This window comes from Chitinophaga chungangae (assembly GCF_017742215.1).
In the GTDB taxonomy this organism is placed as follows: Bacteria; Bacteroidota; Bacteroidia; order Chitinophagales; family Chitinophagaceae; genus Chitinophaga; species Chitinophaga chungangae.
On record NZ_JAGHKP010000003.1, the window covers coordinates 898,396 to 918,052 of the forward strand.

Consider the following 19,657-nt stretch of genomic DNA (forward strand, 5'->3'; position numbering starts at 1 on the left):
AAAGATATATGCACGAAGTGATTTCCTTCAGGGTCGTACTGGAAGGGGAGGAGCACTTGGTGAAAACGCACCGGCACGAATACCGCTCGCTGATGGCGCTTGTGCGGGACCGGTTGTTTCCTGAAGATTTTGGGGAATGCGGCGGCATCGGCCGGTGCGGCACCTGCCAGGTACGGTTGAACGATGCGCCGGCGGTGGCTGGCATGGACAGGAACGAAGCGGCCACTTTATCGAAGAACGGCGTGGAAGACCCGCTGGTACGGCTGAGCTGCCAGGTTCCGGTAGATGCTGCGCTGCATGGCGCGACGGTTACCTTGCTCAGCTTTTCCTGAGGTCCGTTGGCCGGGAATGCGTAAAAGCGTAAAAAGTATTGCTGAAAGAACCGATGGAATCGTACCCCACGAGAAACGCCACATCGGAAATCGGTTTGTTCGTTTTCACGATCATTTCGATCGCCTTCACCATCCGCAATGTTTTAAAATACTGTAGAAAGGAAATATGCAGGTGCGACTGGAATAACCTGGACATAGAGCGTTCGCTCATATTGAACCGCGTGCTCAGCGCTTTAAGGCTTATCTGCTCCGCGATGTTCTTTTCGAGGTATTTGATGATAGGCTGCATGCGCTCGTCTTCCGTAATGGGCAGGATGATGGGCAGCGCGTTGTTGTTGAGCTGCGGCAACAATTTTTTAAGGGAAACGAGGAACTCGAAGTTGTAATTTTTATGATTGATATGTTTGCCGTCCCACTTTTCCGTGTAATTGATCATTTGTATAAGCAGCTCGCTGGCGGGGTAAATGCCGAGCTGGCTGTAAAATGGATGATCTGCGTCGCCCGTTGCGTAAAAATACAGCGAACGCAATACGGTGGCGGAATGACCGATGCGTAAGATATGCGGCATTCCCTGTGGTATCCAGAAATAATGCCGGGCGGGAACCACGTAGGTTTTGTAATGAATGGTGATGTATGCGATCCCGCCTTCCACATAACTCAGCTGCCCTTTCCGGTGCGTATGCAGGGGAATGAGTTTCTCGGACTTTTCATGCATGACGAAAACAGACCGCGGTTGTTTGTCGATATCCGGTAATGATGCGATTAATCCCATAAGTCCGTCACAAAAACACAAAGTTACCCCGAAAGCTCCCGGATTGCCAAAAAATGTTTTGGCCGGATCGGATAAAAAGATGGCTATTATTATATAACGCGAAATGCTCCCGCATCGTAGTTTTGCGCACCAAATCGAATCACTCAGTATGCGGACATTTTCAGTTCTGCTTTTCCTGTTGTGCGGGCAACAGGTTTCTTTTGCAAATAGAACGGGCGACACATTACATATCTCCTTACAGGAAGCATGGCGGAAGGCGGAAGAAAACAGCCGTCATATAGAGATCAGAAGAAAAACGGTGGAAATAGCCGTTGAAGAGATCAAAGACGCGCGGATGGAACGTTACCCCGAGATCGGCGTGAAAGGCACCGCCGAAAAAGCGTCCAACATTCCCATTTACGACAACGGTTTGTTTTCCAAACCCTCGCAGCACGAAGTGATCCATACGCTGTACCGCGCGGGCGCCGATCTTTACCTGAACATCTATGACGGCAATAAGCTCAATCTCAAAATAGAAGAAGACAAAACCCTGCACCGCATCAGCTTAATTGAAAAAGACCAGGCGGTATCGGACATACGTTATAAAACGGCCGCGCTCTACCTGGAACTGCAAAAATGTTTCATTTTTAAAAGTCTTATTACCGGGGATATCGCGGACCAGGAAAAACAGCTGGAAGAGATCAAATCGTACCACAAAAACGGAACGGTATTAAAAAGCGACGTGTTGCGCGTGGAGCTGGACCTCTCCAGGCGGAAGATGGCGCTGGTGACGATAGAAAACGACATCCTGATCGCCAGCCAGCAACTCAACATCATCATGGGCGAGCCGGACGAAACGGTGGTGGCGCCGGCGGAAATGGACGCGCACGGCGGAGAGAACGTACCGTATGAGCAATACCTCGCGGAAGCGATGCATCATTCCTTTCCTTACCATATATCTGAATGGCGGACAGAGTTGAGCAAACTCCGCGTACGGCAGGTAAAAGCTAATGTGCGGCCCAAATTTGGCGTGTACGGCGATTTTTATTACGCCAATCCGCAGATCTTTCTTTTTCCCTACAACCCGTACTGGTATTCGCTCGGCGTGGCGGGGCTGAAAGCTTCTTTTCCCGTTTCCGCCCTTTACCACAACGTGCATAAAGTAAGAGCGGCCCGGCTGGAACTGGAAAAGGAAGAGGAAATACATAAAGACACCGAAGACAGGGTGCGCCAGCAGGTGAAAGAAGCCTACCTCCGGTACAAAGAAGCGCTGGTGCAGATCGGCGTGGCGGAAGTGAATGTAACGCAGGCGGCGGAGAACGCGCGGATCATTAAAAACACTTATTTCAACCAGGCCTCGCTGATCACCGACCTGCTGGATGCGGACATACAGTTGCTGCGGTCCCGCTTTGAGCTGGCCGCGGCCCGCATCACGGCGCAGAACAAATATTATTTGCTTCAAAACATCACTGGCGTTCTATAATACAATGAAAAAGAAATATTCTGTTACAGACAGGCTGATCACCAAAATAACCGGCTGGATATCGGGCATTATCGTTGCCGGGCTTGCCATTTGGGGCGTTTATACGCTTTGGGGCTATTATACGTTCGAACAAACCAACGACGCGCAGGTGCAGGAATATGTGAACCCTGTTATATCCCGCGCGGGCGGTTTTATTGTCGCCGTAAAGTTCGAAGAGAACCAGCACGTCAAAAAAGGCGATACGCTGCTGCTGATCGATAACCGCGAATACGTGCTGCAGCAGGAACAGACGGAAGCGTCCGTGCGAAAGTCGCAGGCGCAGCTGCTCGTGCTCGAAAGCAATATCCATACGCTTGAAAGAACGGCCAGGGCGTCGAAAGCGCAGATCGACGCGGGTAAGGCGAAGGTCTGGAAACAACAGCTGGATTACGACCGTTACCGGCAGCTGTACAAGGAAGAATCGGCCACGAAACAACAATTGGAAGACATGCAGGCAACGCTGGACGTGAATACCAGCGATTACCAGGCTGCGGTGGACAATTACGCGGCGGCGGTTTCGCGTATTGAAGACATCAGGGCGGAAAAGGCCGTGGTGCTTGCGGAGATCGCGCGGTTAAAAGCTTTGCTGGACCGGCATAAGCTGGACGTGAGCTACACCGTGATCACAGCGTCGTACAACGGCAGGATGGGCCGGCGGACGGTGGAAGTAGGGCAGATGATCGATGCGGGCGAGCCGCTGGCCTTTATCGTGAACAACGAAACCGACAAATGGGTGGTGGCCAATTACAAGGAAACACAGGTGGAACATATGCGGATCGGCGATTCGGCCATAGTGGTGGCAGACGCATTCCCCGGCAGGAAGTTCCGCGGAACGGTCATTTCCCTGTCTCCCGCAACCGGCTCCAGTTTTTCCCTGCTGCCGCCGGACAACTCCACCGGCAACTACGTCAAGATCGTGCAGCGCGTGCCCGTCCGCATCCGCATCGACGGCGAAAGAAAAAACATCGATGTGCTGAAGGTAGGCATGAACGTGAATGTTTTCATTCCAAAACAACAGCATCGTGACTAGCGGCATCCCGATATTCAAACGGTGGGCGCCGGAATGGATGGTGAAAGTCATTCTTTTCCTGCTGATATTGCCCAGCATCGTGCTGTTTTTCCTGCCGCTGGCGAACGTGAACGCCGCGGCGGGATATTACGGGAGCGAGCCCGCCGATGTACAATTCGCCGTGGCGCTGTTTTACGCGGGTTATGTCGGGTTTTACAGCCTGGAACGGCGTTTTTTTACTTACCTGGCCGCCAAAGAATATTTTATCCTGTTCACTTTCCTGCAAATAGCGGCCACGCTGTTATGTTACAAGACCCGCGAAGTGTATATCCTTTTCCCGGTACGGTTCGTGCAGGGGATGTTGTTCTCCAGCACCGTGAACCTTTCGCTGGCGCTGATGTTCAACCGGCTGCGCAGTGAACGCGCAAGAGAGATCAGCTTTTCCGTTTTTTTTGGGCTGCTGCTTTGCGCGATGCCCTTCAATAATTTTGTAACGGCAGACCTCATCGATTCCTACAACTTCAACATCGTTTACAAAGGAGCGCTTTTTTCGTACCTGCCCTGCCTGGTGCTGTTGCTGCTGGCGATGAACAACGTTCGGCTGAACGTGCGTTTCCCGCTGTACAAGCTGGACTGGCAGAGCTTTGCCATTTACAGCATCGTGCTTTGCCTGGTGGGGTATGTGATGATATACGGGCAGGAATATTACTGGCTGGAAGACCCGCGCATCCGGTACAGCGTGCTGGCCGTTGTGGGGCTCACCGTTGTGGGCGTATTGCGGCAGAAAGCGATGAAACATCCTTACATCGACATGGGGATATTCCGGTTCCGGAATTTTAAGATCGGGCTGCTGGTATTGTTCGTCATGTATATCTGCCGCTTCGCTTCGGGCATCACCAACAATTTTTTCGCCGGGGTTTTGCGGTTCGACCCCATGCATGTTTCCTACATCAACCTGCTGAACCTTGCGGGGCTCGTTACCGGCGTGATCGTCGCCTGTTGTATGGTGCTGCAGAAAAAACGGATACGGTACACCTGGCTGCCGGGGTTCCTGCTGCTGCTGGTTTTTCACGTGGTCATGTTTTTTCTTTTTGACGTGCAGGCCGATGAATTTAATTACTTCATCCCGCTGTTTATCCAGGGGCTGGGCGTTGGAATGATCATGGTACCGACCATCATTTACGCCATTTCTTCGGTGCCCGTATCGTTGGGCCCTTCCGCTTCTGCGATCTGCCTGGCCGTGCGTTACCTGGGTTTTTGCGTCAGTATCGGCATCATCAATTATTTTGAGCTTTTCGGGAAAAGCAGTCATTACAATGCTTTCCAGGACCATCTGACGAAAATCGACCCGATGGTGCGGCTGAATCTTCAAAAGCAGTCGGAGCACCTGCTGGCAAGGGGCATCATGCCCGGGCAAACGGTAAAAGCTTCTCATAAACTATTGATAGGTGGTGTTAACGGGCAAGGGCAGCTTCGCTTCGCCATGGATTATTATGAACTGATGTCGTGGTTGATCCTGGCTACGCTGCTGCTTATTGCCCTTTTTCCGTACCTGAACAGGACGGTCGTTTATTTAAGGTCACGGAGGCTTTCGCCGGTTTAATGATTATCAATGGAAAGCGTAAAACTGCTGGACGATGTTATTGAAGACCTGCTGGAACGCGGGTACTCCCTGGGTTTCGGGGCGTTGGCGAAAGGCCATGTGTTGCTGGCGAAAGATTTTGCGATAGATGAAATAGTCCGGTGCTGGGAGTACGACCATGCCGCCGGGATGATCTATGTTTTCGCCATTTCTTCCGTGAAATACGGGGTGAAAGGAATTGTGGTCAATGCCATCCGCGAAGAAACGGCCTTCACGTACCGGCAGGTATTCAGTAGAATAAAATGCGCGCTGCTCCGGCTTTTTCGGGTTACGGTAAAACGATAAAAATCTGGTTTTGAACATGAAAAAATGGTGGATCATATGCCTGGCGCTCTTATGCGCCGGCTGCAAAAAAGAGGATATAGCCTTTACATTAAAATCGGTCCGGTTAAATGAATACCGGAAAACGAACCTTCCGGCCCAAAAACTTTACCTGAAGGTTTGTGAAGAAGACACGGCCGTTGTGCTGGCGCGTACAGAAAAGTATCCCAGCGATCTCACGCTGCCGGCGGTTTTTGCCATACGTCCTTTAATACCGCTGAACCTTTACAAAAAGGGATACCGTTTCCAGCTCTGGGGAGATGTTTCGGGTTATCTCGCCGGTTGCCGGGTGGATATGGATGAATTCAAGATTATTTTTCCGATCGACATGGAAGTGAGCAACGACAGCTTGAGCATATCCATTTCCGGCAGCTGGAAATAAAACGTCCGGCGGGGTTTGCCGCCGGACTAGTTTTTTTATTGCCTGTTCTGTGCAAGCGAGCTTCCGAAGACGGTCTTCAGCAATTCGGTCACCCGCGCGGCCGGGTCTTTCCGTATTTTCTGCTCTTCCAGCCCAACTTCATGAAATATCCCGCTGATGGCGCGTTCCGTCACATAGGCCGTGAGGTCGGTGTTTACGGGCGTTTTGGAGAACCGGTTGTATACCGTGAATACGTCCGCCCAGTATTTGGTGGCGTCCACCTTTTTCAGCGCGTTGTTGATTACCGGGCTGAAGGCGGTAGTGAGCGCCGAGGTGGTTTTGCCTTTGAAATAATTGGTAGCCGCGAAATCGCCTCCCCGTAAAATGCCAATGGCGTCGGTAATGCTCATTTGCCTGATGGCGTTGATAAAAATGGGCGCGGCCGATTTGGCGGCTTCTTCAGCGCCGCGGTTCATGGCGAGAATGGCCTTATCCACTACGCCGCCGAGGCCTACGCTGCGAAGCGTGGATTCCACTTTCTGCGCTTCAGGCGGCATCAGTATCTTGAGCATGGCATTGGCAAAAAAGCCGTTGGGCGCGGAGAGCCGGCTGGCGGTATTTTGTGTGCCGATGGTGAGCGCTTCCTTCAGTCCCGAAGCGATCTGGAAACTGCTGGGCTGGCCCGTGGCAGTGGTGTTGGGCAAACTGTTGATGATCTGCTGCGTGGTTTCACAGCCTGAAAAGAGCATCACAAAAAGAGCGCCGGCAAGGTAGGTGTGTTTCATTACAGGGTGCATTTGGGTACAAATATATCAACTTAGAACAATAGACGTGCCATGGGCGACCCTGCCGGCTTTGCAGGCTTGTTTCAGGCTGCACGGCCCGGAAAATCAAGGCGTTTCCGGCTGCGCCTGATTTTTATCAAATCTTTTCAAACTTCAGTTTCATCATAACCGAAAACACTTCTTTCTCCGGTGCATTTTTGCTGAACCAGGAAACGTGTATCAGCGGTTCGTGCGAATGGATCGTGTCCGGGATGATCTTAAAGTTCGCGACGAACTGGCCGTACGGCACTTTGCCTATACCGGCCCTGGCGAGTTTGTCTGTGGCGGTTTTAGTATATTCCAATATATCGTCCCGGTGCCTGTCCGGATGGTATATCTGCATGGAGCCGGGGCGTATCCTTTCTTCGATGTAGGCGCTGCAGAAACGCTGGTTATCCCGTATGTTGTCCGGGTGGAAAAGCGTTTTGTGACTTTCCAGGTGCCGGTTCACCATATCTCCGAACAGGATCTCCGTTTTTTCGCGCAGGTGTTGCCTGTAGGTGGTCAATGACATGTCGGGCACCAGGTATTTCAGGCCGGGCGCCCATGAAGGCGACTTTTTAAGATCGGTGAGGTAGTTGTACGATAATGTTTGCTGGCCATAATCAACCCAGTTGGAATACGCGGAATTCAGCTCGAAGGCGGGATTGATATCAAACCCGCCGTCGCCGCCAACATCGCGCATGTTCCTTCTTACGCGCAGCCTGCAGCGGTAACAGGTCCAGGGGTCTGCCAGCACCTTTACGCGCACCAGGTATTTCACGGGACCGTTGCCGCTGCTTTTTTCCCTGAATATTTCCGCGGTAAGCACCTTCTCGCGCATCGGCGCGCCAGGCGCGATCTTCAGTTTAAATGACAGCGGCTGGCCGTCGTTGGAATCCTGGTACAGGCTGATGTCTGCCACCGGCGTTGCTGTGATTGCACCGGGCACAAGAATGCCCTCCAGCAGTTCCGCGATCAATCCTTTCGACCCTCCGCCGGGCAATAAATGGGCGAGCGGTATGGGCACCGGTACCGCACCATTTTTTCTCACATAATAATCGTATTGGGCAAACAGCAGATTCTGGGTGACGTTCCGGGTGGTCGCCGAATGCTGCGCCGTTGATGCCGGCAGGTTTTCCTCAAGGTATATTTCCAGCAGATCGTTGTTGATCCCTCCTTCTTCATCCGATTCGAGGATGAAATCGTAGGTGTTCATGAAAATATCCCAGCGGGGCCAGTGTTTTATTTTGATCTGGTCCAGGTCTTTATTTTTTGCAAGAAATTTGCTTTCGAGGGTGATGGTGCCGTCCTGACCTGCGGCTCCGGCCGCATCGCCTTTTGTTGTGAACCGCAGCACGATCTCTTTGGAAGGATCTAGTACCAGTTCCTGCCATTCCAGGTCGGTATCCGCATTTTTTCTTAACATAACCGATTCGGGTATATATGGCACCGGCGTGGCGGGCGGCCGGCGCGAAGGAAGCAGGTAGAACTTTTGGTTACCGGCCGTTACCCAGTCGGGACAGTAGTGCGCCACGGCAATCCGTGCGGGTTTACCTGCAGGCTGCTGTTCATTGAAACGGTTGATGTTTTCCAGCAGGTCTTCCGCGGTACGCGCTTGTGCGGCGGGGAAGGGGGAAGATGCGGCGTTTCCCTTTTCGGCGATCTGGAACTCATTGTCGTACAAAGCATCTTCCAACGGTTCGATAAAAAAATAATCTTTGCCGGCAGCAGAAGTATTTTGGAGAATGGATTTAAAACTGATCCGCGCGGTATCGCCGCCTTTCAGATTGTCGGGGAGTGCGGATTGTCTTTCCGTCGGACGGATGTCGCGGGTGAGCTGCAGGCCGTAAAGGTCTTGCAGAACGCCGTCTTTCGGAAGAGGAGCGGGGGGCGCTTCCAGATGTTTTGTACTGACCCCGGAAAACAAACCGAGCCCAAACCCCTTGGCAGTGATGTATTTCATCGGGTCTTGCCTCATTGTGGAAATAAAGGCCTTCAATACTTCCGGCGCGATCCTTTCGCTGATCTCCTGGGCCAGCTGGTAATGGCCGCCGGTCGGGGCAGAGCGGCGGTTGTCCACATAGGTAAGCAGTTCCGCCAGTTTTTGGGCCACCGGCGGTAATATTTTGTCCCTGGCGGCCAACCGGGCATTGAACAATTCCTCTTTGGTGCTGCCCGGTTCAATGTTGACCAGGAAATTCGCGGGATCTTCCTTCTGCCGTTCCGGGTACGCCAGCCAGCTAAGCACACGCAACAGGTACTCCGCAAAACTGATCGTTGTTTTGAGGTCCAGGAGGTCCGGGTGTACCTGCAGCGGTCTGAACGAATAAGGTACATAATAAAGCAGCATATCCGTTTTGTTGGGCGCGTCCACTTCCGGTTTCCATACAAAAGGAGTGGTTTCGCCCAATATTTCCTTCATATTGGCGGGTTCCCCGGTAAGGGCCAGCTTCCGGCTCTTTTTCTGGTCGTACCACTCCGAACAGATATAAGAAAAGGAACGGTAAAGGTTATTTTGTCCGCTGGCATCGTCAAGGTACTGGCGAAGGGCTACCTTTGCGCGGGATGGACGGGAGAACGCCAGATCGGCCGCTAAGTCGTCTTCGTCTTTCAGCGGGAATGGCTTTAAGTCTGCGTCCGCAGGCTGCCCCGCGGTGAATTGCTGAAATACGGTGTGTTCTTTTTCCCGGGTAATGTCCAATCCCAGCCGCACGAGGTTGCAGTCGTTCACCATCTTTACCACCTCCGCCGGCAGGTCGAGGCTGGTGCTCCGGGTAGTTCCCGAATCGATATAATCCTTTACCGCCTGGCAGAATTCGCTGAAAGAAGGTTTGTCGAAGGGGGATAATAATTCGGTGAGATCTTTGGGGAAAGGAATGCTCTCCACAAGCTGCATATTGCCGACAATGGCGGGCCAGGCATCGGATTTCTCCGGGTGCGCCGCCTCTTCTGCGGCTACCTGGCGGATGGTATTGTTGAAGTTCCATATTTCCAGCACCAGCGACACCTTATTTTGCATCGCATCGAAAAACGATTCGTACAGGTCTTTATAGATCGTTATCAGCGCTTCTTTTTCGGTATCCTTGTCACGCAATAGTTTTACCAGGTATTTTTTATCTAAGTTCAGCTGTATTTTACTCCCGTTTTCCGTTAATGAATAGGTGAGCAGCGGCAGTACCTGCGTAACGTTGTCCGCGGTCACCTGGCTGGTTTTCAGGCTGGCCAGGTTCCGGATAGGGTTGCTGAAGGGAAACGCGATACCGTCCATTTCCAGCGCCATCCTGAATGCATACTGGTTTTCTATCTTAACGCGGGCAGTCATAGGCGCGCTATTGAGACGGTACAGCCTGTACCGGTTCTCCTGGTTTTCCATGGCATTTTCTGCATTGTTTATTTCTTCCGAAAAACGATGCGTGGTGCGATAATAGAAAAGTTGCGGCATGCCCGTGGAAGGCATTTCGTATACCGGCAACAGCGCGTCAGAAGTATTCATTTTCAGTTCGTGGCCGTTGGCAACCGATATGCGGAATTTACTGAAGTTGCTGTAATCGACCAGCGCCGGTTCAATATCACCCATACCGGAATCTGCAAAACCGTTTTTGTCCAGCGTCAGCAGCATGGAACGCGAAAAACCGTTCACCGAAGTATTGAACCTGAAATTGTAATGCTGGTCCAATGCAATGAATACGGACTTGCCGGCGTCTTTATGCAGCAATACGTTAAATCCTTTTTCCCAAACCTGCTGGATATTTTGAACGGGGAAGATCAGCAGGTCTGCGTCCACCGTGTCTTTCACGGTCTGCGCATTGCTGTCCGCAAAAAGTGCTTGCAGGCCTTCCGAATAGATCTCCAGCATTTCATCGTCATCCACTTTTTTGTCCGTCCACGCATTTGTAATAAGGATTGGTGATTCCGGTATTGTATTTTTGATGACCAGGAGCAGGAAATCGTTCTTTTTGAAAATATCTCCCGGTTCGTACAACAGCTCGCGAAGCAGCTTTAACTCGTCGACTATCGGTTTGTTGGAGGGATCGGTATTGTTTTTGGGCACGGGTGCTTTTCGCGAAAGTTTGAACGCCTGCTTCCCGTTTTCCGGTAGCGGCACTTTTTTTACCTGGATGCCGAACATCAGGGCCGGCGTGAATTGTTCAGGCGGAACGCTTCCTTCGAAATCGATATGTTTTACATCTGGTGTGCCTTCTTTTTTGAAAAGATCTTCTTTCCGCAGCAACTGCCGTTGGGGGTTCAGGGTGATGAAAAGAGGATCGGCGGAGCCGTCTTCGCGGTAACTTACACGTGCGGCCGGCAACAGGCTGTCCAGCAGGGCTTCAGGTATCTTGATCGCGGTGGCGTAGGCGTCTGCCGCGGGTTTTATGGGGTAGAGGTTATGTTTCAGCAGGACATTCACGGGAGAATAGCGTGTTTTTTCCTGCGCGACCGTTAAAGGCTGCGGATCTGAAGGTCGCGGGATCCTATATTGCTCGGGAAGCGACAGTATGCGTTTGAACTTTGTATGATCATTGTTGGCAATATTGTGCAGGTAGGCAGAGATTGCATTAAAATACTCCTGACGCTGATCCGGAGAAAGCTGTGCCAGCAGGTCCACGCTACCGGCCTTGATCTGCAGGCTGGGGAAAAAGCCGGGTTCTTTCATGGCGGCAAGCGGAATGGCGCATACCTGCCCGCATAACGAAACGGCGTTCGTTTCCAACCAGTCCGTTGGCAGAAAAGCCTTATCCAGCTGCATACCGGCAGGCGAATCGATGTCTTTGATCTGCATGATGGAAATTCCGGGAGGCCTGTTTATGCGTGATCTTTCGCCGGCGCCGTAAAAGAGCCCCAAACGCTCGCGGAGTTTTTCCGGCTGGCCTTTTTCCGTGGATATCCGCTGGCAAAGGATTTTGCGGTAATGATTCTCGTCGCCCAGTAAGACAGTGGCATCGGTAGCATTCTTTCCAAGCAGTGCCAGCGCACTGCTGGTGAATTTGGAAGATGGGGGCAAAAAAGGCGATTGTTCGTTTTCAAGACCGTTAGCCTTCAGCAGGGCGCAGAATCGCGCGATGTACGAATCGCTGATACCCAGCGGTACTGGTTTTTCAGGGGGGATGGCATTTTGCTGCGCAAGTATTTTCTCCCTGAACTTTTCTTTGAAATCTGCGGCGCCGCCCGCCCATGCGCAATCCCATATCTTTTTTTCCAGCGGGTCGGTAATGTCGCCCGTTTTTTTCTTCAACACCTCGCTTAGCAACGCGATCAGCCAGTCGTTTAATTCCCGGAACTGGCTGAACGAAACGTATTTAAAAAAGTCGACGGCGATTTTGTGGTTGGCTGGTTCCAGCAGCAGGAAACTATTGCTTCTTTCCAGCCAGCTGATCATTTCTGTTTTATCCTGGAACTCGAATCCCAGCTTGTTGTCGAACGAGGTACCGTTGTATGCGAAGCTGATAGCTGTATTCAGTGGCGGGGGCACGGGCACCAGCCGGCCGAAGGCTGCGGAGTTTGCCCCGAGATATTCCCAGACGTGACCGGTCCCCTGTGTGGCCGGATCGATGTAATTAGCCAGTGGAGGGCATTCCGGGAAATCGGTTATGAGATAGGTGTTGACGATGATAAAAAAATCCTTGTTGTCGATCGCCGTTTTGTCGTAATACGCGGCCGGACAAAAATTATCCAGTATATAAAAAAGTTTGTTGCCCATAAGGAACGTATGTGTTTATGTTAGTTAAGCGCTATTCTTCCGGAAACGTCATAAGAAAAGCTTCCGGAGACACTCACGGTTATCTTGATAAATCCCATTTTTACCCTGCAGGAAGCGGAATAGGAAACGCTGAGCGTTGCGGTGAACGTCAGCGAACTGTTACCCTGCGGCATGTATATCAGGTGACCGGCCAGTGCGGCTACCACTTCCGCCTTGATCTCGGCGGTAAGCACCCAGTAGTTGATGCCGCCCTTTGCATAGGCATAGATTCCGATCACGCCGATCACTTCTATTTTTTGCAGCGAGCCTTTGAACAGGGTGATTTCGCTGCCGCCTTTTTCAAACTGGAAGGTGACGGAGCCCATCAATATAACGGTGACGGATATACCGGCTTCTGCCCACGCGAAAGGGGAACGCGCTCCCACCTTATACCCGTAAGAGAGTGCCACGCCAGCCCCGATAGTGATGGTTTGTTCGCCACGCACCGCAACATCCGTACGTTTTTCGAAATAAAAACCGAAACGGGTTTCGTAGATGCCCGCGGCGTAACTGAAAGTACGGTGCCAGAGATAGGTGTTGCCAGACTTCCAGGGGAAACCGAAATCTATCAGCGCATCCCGGTTCAAATTGCCTTCCAGGGCTACGAGGCCGGATTGCATGGGGCCCATCAGGTCCAGCCTGGGCAGGCTGAATTCCGTTCTGAAACGGTCCATTTGTTTGACGGGCCCGGGTATATATGCCAGTGAAAGCGCGTCTACTCCAAACAGTTCTTTAAACCAGGCCTGTTTGGACGCGATCATGATGCCGTAATAATATTGATCGTGGAGGATAAGCGTACAGCGGTCCAGGATGCCGGCGATCGCGAAAGACACGCCAAACAGCCAGCCGGAATTGGGCGTGAAAAAAATGTCTTTGAACGACTGGCCGTGTTTGCTTTGCTGGATGCCTTTGAATATCCTCTCCATCATATCCTTCATGGGTTTATCGTCGCCTTTTGCGGGGGAAAGAAGGTGGTTGAGAATATCCGTGCTGAAGCCGATATTATTGGCCAGCAATACCCAGTGCAGCCGCAATACGCCGATCCTGGCGCCGCCTGGTTTGCTGTAGGCCGCTATCATGCCTGTTCTGGGAGAAGCGTTCTGGTCTGCGGTGTTGCCTTCCGGATCGTTGTGAAGAAATGCCAGGCCGAATTCCGCATTTTTACCCAGCGGCGACCAGTCCAGGATTTTGAGGTCGATCTGGCGGGCGCCCATAAAAGTGACCGGCATATTGCCGGGGCCGATAGTGCCTTTTTGAATCAGCAGGTCTTTGATGTACAGCGAAATAAAACGGAACAGGTCGATGGAAATCTCTTTCGCATTGAGCCCCGCGATGCCAAAAAAAGGTTTCGCAGGATCGGGCTTGCTGTTTTTTACGCCAACGGCGAGCACTCCTTCCAGTTTGAGGTCTTTTACGTTCACGCCGCCCAGCGCCGGCAGTTTGCTGAATTGTACGTCCACTTTCAGGTAGGTCAGCGAATTGCCCTGTGGAGGCTCTGCACCGCTCATCCATATGATGTTGCTGCTGAAATTCTGTGCAAGCGCTCCTTCGTATCTTTTGATATATCCCATTCCGCGCGGCCGGAGCTCCATTCCCCAGAAATTGACCGGCCGGGGTTTGTCCAGCAAAAAATCGATCGCGCCGATGTCGAAGTTCACCCCCCGGGGTTTGCCGGCCGGGTTCTCCGTACCGTTGGCGGAAGAGGGGAGGATGATGTAAAAGTTCCGCAGCGAAAGGTATTTCACATATTTCACCGGCCCGAATTCCCTGAACCGCAGTGTTGCATCGATCTCCAGTACCGACCTGCCGGCCTGCCGCGACGCTTTGATGCCGCGCAGCTGCAGGCTGTCGAGGAAGCCGGGCAGGTCTTTGAACTCGCGTTGTGGCTCAAAAGTCACCGCAAATTCGAAATCGCGCGGCGTATTGTCCCCGGGCGCCTGCGCAGGCACTGTGCCGCGTATCATGATCCGGTCGTTCTTTGCGCAGGGATATTTTTTGCTGAATACGTTCAGAAAGTCCAGCTGCAAGATGGCGTCGCCATATTCCAGGCGCGTGTTTTTGATAAGAGCATCGAACTTTACCAGCGTGAGGTGTGCATCCGGCTTTGTTTCTTCCCTGCCGCCCAGCTCCATCTCCATCTTCTGCGCTTCTTCCTTTACCCGCGCATAGATGTTGAAAGGGATCTCCGGCGGTTTGCCCGGCTCCGGGTAACTGGTACCGCCGATGGCTGCATATTGCATCTGCAGGCTGGATTTCCCCAGCAGGTCGCCCAGCAGCTTGTCGCGCCGGATATCGGCAAAAGGTTTGTAAATGAATATGCCGCGCCATTTGGATTCCTTCATATCGGGATGCAGGTCGTCGATCAGTTGCTGAAGGGGGCTTTTTTCTTCTTTGTCTGACAAACGCTCGTCGTTAAAAGGACCGTTGCGCAGGCCGGGTTTTTTGTTTGTATTGTTGATCTCCTGCAAAATCGTACGCATGTCCATATCATTGCCGAGTTTCAGGATATAGACGGACGACTCGCTGAAAGACTGGTCCCACTGTTTGTCGCCTCCCATTTTGCACAATACCAGTTTTTGAAGATGCAGCTTCTTCAGCAGCGTTTCCATCTTCTTTTTAAATTCCTGGCTGGTGTTAAAAGAAAGGTGTTTGCTGTAAACGATATATTGCGGGGGATCAACGCGCAGGTCCGCCAGGGACAGCTGCACCTGGTATTTTTCGAGCAGGTATCGCACCAGCACGCGCAGCATGGCTTTCCGTTTTGCATCGTCGTTCAGGTCTGTAATAAACCGGGTAATGCTGAAACGGATATCATCCACGGCCGTTTTCAGCCGGGCGATGATATCTTTCCAGTAATGGTATTCGTCTATCACGTATTGCAGCGTGAGCGCAACGAACAGTATCTTTTCCCAATGCCGGTCTACCAGCTTCTCGAACTCCTGCTGCGGGATGTTTTCGAGATTTCTCAGGTCATCGCCGTATTCTTTCTGGATAACGCGCGAAGCTTCATCGTAAATTTCCTTGAAACCCGGATCGGTCTTCAACGCCTTGAGATCTGCCGGTTTTGTAATGGCGGCGATCTTTTTGATGGTGACAAGATATTGTTCTACCCGGGCTTTGATCTGTTCCGCTTCGAGAATGAAGCTGTAAAATGCCCAAATGTCTTCCTGGTATTCCTCGAAATTTTCATTCAGCCAGGCTTCTATCGTGGCCCAAGGTCCTGCTGCAATATCTTCCCAGGCTTTCAGGAGGGCTTTCCTGATCTTTTGTTTCAGGCGCTGTTCCAGGCAGCGGATCACTTTTTCGGCAGTGGCTTTGGTGGTGGAATTGCCTCTTTTGAGGTCTTTGAGGATATTCGCGAACGTCTTGACGCCGAAGTGAGGCCCATACACTGCTTTCATTTCATCGAGCGCCATCTCCGCGCAACCGGTCTCGGCCGGGTCTACTTTCTCCCATAATTCCTTCAGATCGTCGAGGTAGGGGTCTGCGCCCTGCATTACTTCGCTGAGCAGTTCGTCGATTTCTTCTTCCACTGTCTCCCGGAAAGCATCCAGTTCCGTCTGCGTGATCTGCAGGTATGAAAAAACATTGGTCACTTCTTCCCTGATGCACGTATGAGCGGTGCCCGTAGCGTACGCGATCTCCAGCAGCTTGTTTAATATACTTCTGTCGAATTGTTTATATACAACGTCGAACAGCGCATAAAGTACCTTGTCGGCCTCCGTAGTAAGTGCGCTCCAGCCTTTGTTCCATTCGGTTTTCAGTGTGGCTGCCGTAAGATCTTCCACCTTTTGCTGCACCTGTTTCAGGCGTTTGCCCAAGCCCGGGATGGCGTTGAGATTCCCATTGACCAATGTTTTGATGCGATGGAGGCATGCTGCTATGGCGGCATTGGAAGGCGCGAGTATTTCCAGCTTCAATCTGTAGTAAATATCGTCGCGAAAATGTACCCGAAGCTCGCTCATCTCCTGTTCGTCCTGGAGATTCTCCAGGTATATCCTGATCCGTTGGATGGCGGTTGCCGCTTTTTTTAATGCGGGGTCTGCCGTTCCTTCCATCAGGAAAAGATAGTCGTTCCAAAGGTGATGCAGCCGGTCGAAGATATTTTGTGCCGTGATGGCGGCCATTTTTGTTTTTTTCGCGGGCGGTAGCAATGCCCTTTTTAATCCCCTGTATTCCCCGTGCGCGAAGGTCACGGTGTTGGGCCTGATCTGGACATCGCCGGGCAGCACGTCTGCCAGGTGTTCCGCTTTAGCCATGGGGGAGAGGAAGACGGTGTCGGCCGTCAGCGGCGCCGCGCCGTTGTAGGTGCGCGCAAACCCCTGGATATGTTCCTGGTTTTCCGGCACGGACGTGAACGTTTTAAACCGGTCGTTCAGGCGGGCGATTTTCTGCTGTACGTCAGACAGGATCTGGGTGACGTTTTTGCCGGAAGGGTCGCTGATATTGGACGCGCCGAGCAAAAGGTCTGTGGCCGGAAGCTCGAAGGGGTCTGTGGTCTGTGTCTTGAATTTCCGGCTGTCTATATTAAACACCTGGCTGCCTGCAACGGCGCCGGCCGGCGTGAAACTTTCCCTTTCTTCGTATTGGGTGTGAAAGGTCCATTCCTGGGGCTTGAGCGCTATAGTGAGGATGTGATAGATGGATTCATTGCCGAGTGTAACCGGTTGCGTTTTCAGGGAAATATTCGGGGGATTGGCGCCCGTTCTTTCAAACCAGGCGCCTTTAGCGCTGCTGTACACAACTGCGGGCGGATCGTCGTTCACCTTCACTTCTCCTGAAGACATAAGCCAGAAAGGAGATTCAAGGGCTTCTTTGTTTTCGCTGTTCCCGAATTTTACGCCGTACAATTGTCGTTCCTTTCTTTCCCAGTCGATGGTTTTAAATGAAAGCTCATGCAGCGTGCCGTTTGGAATTTCGTCTATTGAAAGCCCGCGTATGGTCTTTTCATAAGATTGCGGCGATGTATCGTTCTGTAAAACATCGTGACCTGAACGGAAACTAATGCCGAAATCGCCGCTGCCAGGTTTGAGAGCAAGCGGGTAGCTGTTCCCGTCGGAAAGATTCGGTATCAGCAACATTGGCTCCCAGGTGGAAAAGGGTTTTCCGACCCATTTCGCCCTACTGCCTGCATCCGGCAATTTTTCCAGGCAAAGCACGCCATTCACCAGCGCCATTTGATATTTAAGCTGTATTTCCTGTTTCCTTTGGATGATCTCTTCGCGAACGCTGATCATGTCGGGGAAAAATGGCAGGTATTTAAATTGCGGCTCCAACAGCAAACGTATTCCGCCGCCGGGTGTTAGTTTGATCCTGTTAAAAGCAAGATCCTGGGAAAAACCGATGCTTTCGTCATCCGGAGGCGGAAGGATCAGCATTCCGTCATTGATCAAGCAGGATTGGTCGGAACGCACGAACAGGTCAATGTTATTTTCCGAAAGGTCGATACAGAAGGCCTCCACCATCACCCGGCTGGCCGTTCCGCCCTGCAGCAACATGTTTTCGTATTGTGAAAAATTGCCTCGCCAAACGCTGTCATAAGCTTTTTTATTCAGCGGGTCGCTGAGCGGGATGAAAAATCGCAATTCGCTGCCTGTCCCTAATTTCACCGCGACAGACGTCGGAGTTACATCGAATATCTTTACCGAGAGGTTGCCTGATAACGTGCCCGCGCCGGTGGAAATATTCATTGAAATCTTTACACCGCTTTTTATACTAACAGCAATGCCATTATGAGTGGCCTCTGAAAACGAAATATCCTTCGTAAATTCAATATTTAGCTTCCCGCCCGACATCACCAGGGAACCGACATGCTGACCATTCCATTCAATTGGGACGCTAGCGGCTTCGGAAAGATCATACTTCCGGCCAAAAACGATGAATTCCATATGAAATTATTTACTCGTGAGGCTTTTTATAGACGAGGCGCTTAACCGCGTTAGGAAAAATACTCGTAAGATCTTCTTCTGAAATACTTTTATTGCGGCCGGAACCCGACAGCATATTTTGAGGGTATTGCTGATAACGTACGGTGCGGCCCGCCTCTTCGCCATTGTAATTAATGGAGTAGCGTCCGTGATGTTTTTTGAAGACGATAAACCTGAGTTGTTTTTCTTCCTCGTAAACGGGTATGCCGGAATTGACCCAGTCATAGACGGACCAGGTGGAAAGTTCCCGGGTGGCCTGGTGTTTGTCGTAAGAAACATCGTCTACAATAACGGTATAAGAAACATAGGAGAAATACCGGTCGCTTAGGTTGGTTTTGTAGAATGATTTCGTCGCTACATGTCCGCTTAAACTGCCCTGGAAAAAGTCTTTAATGCTTTCAGTTGTTTCTATCGAACGGGGTACTATTAAATCCTGCTGCTCACCTTCCTGGAACGCCAGGCATTCGCGAAATGCAGGGATAGAATCAAACAATTCCCGGAGGTCTTTATATTCGACCTTAACTTTAGCAGGCGAAGTTTTTTTTGCATCTTGTACCAGTACCAGGTGCCTCATAAGGTAATTCCAGAGATGCACCAGGGATTTGTCCTCCGGGATGCCCTCCGGGAATTTTTTTTTGATATTGGTAGCCAGGTAGGCAAGCAAAAAATCCCTCTCATAACTTTTCAAAGTGCCATAACGTAGTCCCACGTACCTGATGGGGATCTCGAAGGTATAGTGCAGCGGCATCAGGTAAGACACGCCTGTAGTGGTGGGGAGCGTGGCGGTATAACAATCCAGGCGGAGAATAGTGCCGGGGTTTATATTTTTTATATATTCAGAGGCTGCTCCATCCGAGGATCTTGCAAATTCGTACCATGCGGCCCAATTCATATCATCATTAATAACATACCCATCCCTGTGAATTGGCCGCGCGCAGGAACAGCAAAGTATAAGGACCAGGAAACAACCTGACAGTCGTAAAGGGATATACATAAAGAACAATTGAGAAAAGAAAACATTCGTCCGGCTGCAACGGGACACGATAGGTAACTCGGAGTATAGGAATTCATCACCGGGGACAATACGTCAAACGGGGTCACGGGGTCTCGACAGAGCGGTGATAAAGCGATGTATATTAAAGATATAAAGTAAAATCCAATTTTACAAATAAATTCGTTTATCGTTATCTTTAGATACCCATTAGCCGGAGCACACCTGATACCTGTACGTCTTATTCATTCCTAAAAC

General features: G+C 51.4%; 11 protein-coding genes. 6 read left to right on the top strand and 5 right to left on the bottom strand.

All coding sequences use genetic code 11. The annotated features are described in order from the left end of the window. Positions 1-8 precede the first annotated feature (8 nt). Positions 9-332 (top strand): 2Fe-2S iron-sulfur cluster-binding protein, encoded by a 324-nt coding sequence (locus tag J7I43_RS18040; RefSeq protein WP_209147250.1) that lies wholly within the window; start codon positions 9-11, stop codon positions 330-332. Here the strand turns inward: J7I43_RS18040 and J7I43_RS18045 are convergent. Further along, positions 319-1,104: an AraC family transcriptional regulator gene (locus J7I43_RS18045; protein WP_209147251.1), complete on the bottom strand. Its 786-nt coding sequence runs from the start codon at positions 1,102-1,104 to the stop codon at positions 319-321. The two genes, J7I43_RS18040 and J7I43_RS18045, sit on opposite strands and share 14 nt — an antisense overlap. Positions 1,105-1,252: 148 nt before the next feature. On the opposite strand from J7I43_RS18045, the gene J7I43_RS18050 reads away from it, so the two are divergent. Genes J7I43_RS18050 through J7I43_RS18070 form a run of 5 tightly spaced genes read left to right on the top strand, consistent with a single transcriptional unit; the run spans position 1,253 to position 5,959 of the window. Then, positions 1,253-2,566: a TolC family protein gene (locus tag J7I43_RS18050; RefSeq protein ID WP_209147252.1), complete on the top strand. Its 1,314-nt coding sequence runs from the start codon at positions 1,253-1,255 to the stop codon at positions 2,564-2,566. A gap of 4 nt (positions 2,567-2,570) precedes the next feature. Beyond that, positions 2,571-3,635 (top strand): HlyD family secretion protein, encoded by a 1,065-nt coding sequence (locus J7I43_RS18055; RefSeq protein ID WP_209147253.1) that lies wholly within the window; start codon positions 2,571-2,573, stop codon positions 3,633-3,635. Then, complete coding sequence (locus tag J7I43_RS18060) at positions 3,628-5,217, top strand: MFS transporter (protein WP_209147254.1); 1,590 nt, start codon at positions 3,628-3,630, stop codon at positions 5,215-5,217. The genes J7I43_RS18055 and J7I43_RS18060 overlap by 8 nt, the downstream gene beginning before the upstream one ends. Before the next feature lie 9 nt (positions 5,218-5,226). Continuing rightward, entirely contained in the window at positions 5,227-5,541 is a 315-nt protein-coding gene (locus J7I43_RS18065; protein WP_209147255.1) for a hypothetical protein, read from the top strand. 16 nt (positions 5,542-5,557) lie between these two features. Then, positions 5,558-5,959, top strand: a complete 402-nt coding sequence (locus J7I43_RS18070; RefSeq protein WP_209147256.1) for a hypothetical protein — start codon at positions 5,558-5,560, stop codon at positions 5,957-5,959. Between the two features lie 35 nt (positions 5,960-5,994). Here J7I43_RS18070 and J7I43_RS18075 read toward each other — a convergent pair whose 3' ends face one another. From J7I43_RS18075 to J7I43_RS18090, 4 genes are all read right to left on the bottom strand, one after another. Beyond that, the gene (locus J7I43_RS18075) at positions 5,995-6,723 is read right to left on the bottom strand and encodes a DUF4197 domain-containing protein (protein WP_209147257.1); all 729 of its coding nucleotides are present in this window, start codon (positions 6,721-6,723) and stop codon (positions 5,995-5,997) included. Between the two features lie 136 nt (positions 6,724-6,859). Further along, a complete protein-coding gene (locus J7I43_RS18080; RefSeq protein ID WP_209147258.1) occupies positions 6,860-12,442 on the bottom strand; it encodes a hypothetical protein in 5,583 nt (1,860 codons plus the stop codon). Positions 12,443-12,462: 20 nt separating this feature from the next. Then, a complete protein-coding gene (locus J7I43_RS18085) occupies positions 12,463-18,171 on the bottom strand; it encodes a phage tail tape measure protein (RefSeq protein WP_209147259.1) in 5,709 nt (1,902 codons plus the stop codon). A gap of 208 nt (positions 18,172-18,379) precedes the next feature. Beyond that, on the bottom strand, positions 18,380-19,300 hold the full coding sequence (locus tag J7I43_RS18090; RefSeq protein WP_209147260.1) for a hypothetical protein: 921 nt from the start codon (positions 19,298-19,300) through the stop codon (positions 18,380-18,382). Positions 19,301-19,657 lie beyond the last annotated feature (357 nt).

Excerpts from the sequence above, each read along its gene's own strand:
- J7I43_RS18050 (WP_209147252.1), top strand. The coding sequence starts at position 1,253 with ATGCGGACATTTTCAGTTCTGCTTTTCCTGTTGTGCGGGCAACAGGTT.
- J7I43_RS18065 (WP_209147255.1), top strand. The coding sequence starts at position 5,227 with ATGGAAAGCGTAAAACTGCTGGACGATGTTATTGAAGACCTGCTGGAA.
- J7I43_RS18090 (WP_209147260.1), bottom strand. The coding sequence starts at position 19,300 with ATGAATTGGGCCGCATGGTACGAATTTGCAAGATCCTCGGATGGAGCA.
- J7I43_RS18040 (WP_209147250.1), top strand. The coding sequence starts at position 9 with ATGCACGAAGTGATTTCCTTCAGGGTCGTACTGGAAGGGGAGGAGCAC.
- J7I43_RS18045 (WP_209147251.1), bottom strand. The coding sequence starts at position 1,104 with ATGGGATTAATCGCATCATTACCGGATATCGACAAACAACCGCGGTCT.
- J7I43_RS18055 (WP_209147253.1), top strand. The coding sequence starts at position 2,571 with ATGAAAAAGAAATATTCTGTTACAGACAGGCTGATCACCAAAATAACC.
- J7I43_RS18070 (WP_209147256.1), top strand. The coding sequence starts at position 5,558 with ATGAAAAAATGGTGGATCATATGCCTGGCGCTCTTATGCGCCGGCTGC.
- J7I43_RS18075 (WP_209147257.1), bottom strand. The coding sequence starts at position 6,723 with ATGAAACACACCTACCTTGCCGGCGCTCTTTTTGTGATGCTCTTTTCA.
- J7I43_RS18080 (WP_209147258.1), bottom strand. The coding sequence starts at position 12,442 with ATGGGCAACAAACTTTTTTATATACTGGATAATTTTTGTCCGGCCGCG.
- J7I43_RS18085 (WP_209147259.1), bottom strand. The coding sequence starts at position 18,171 with ATGAATATTTCCACCGGCGCGGGCACGTTATCAGGCAACCTCTCGGTA.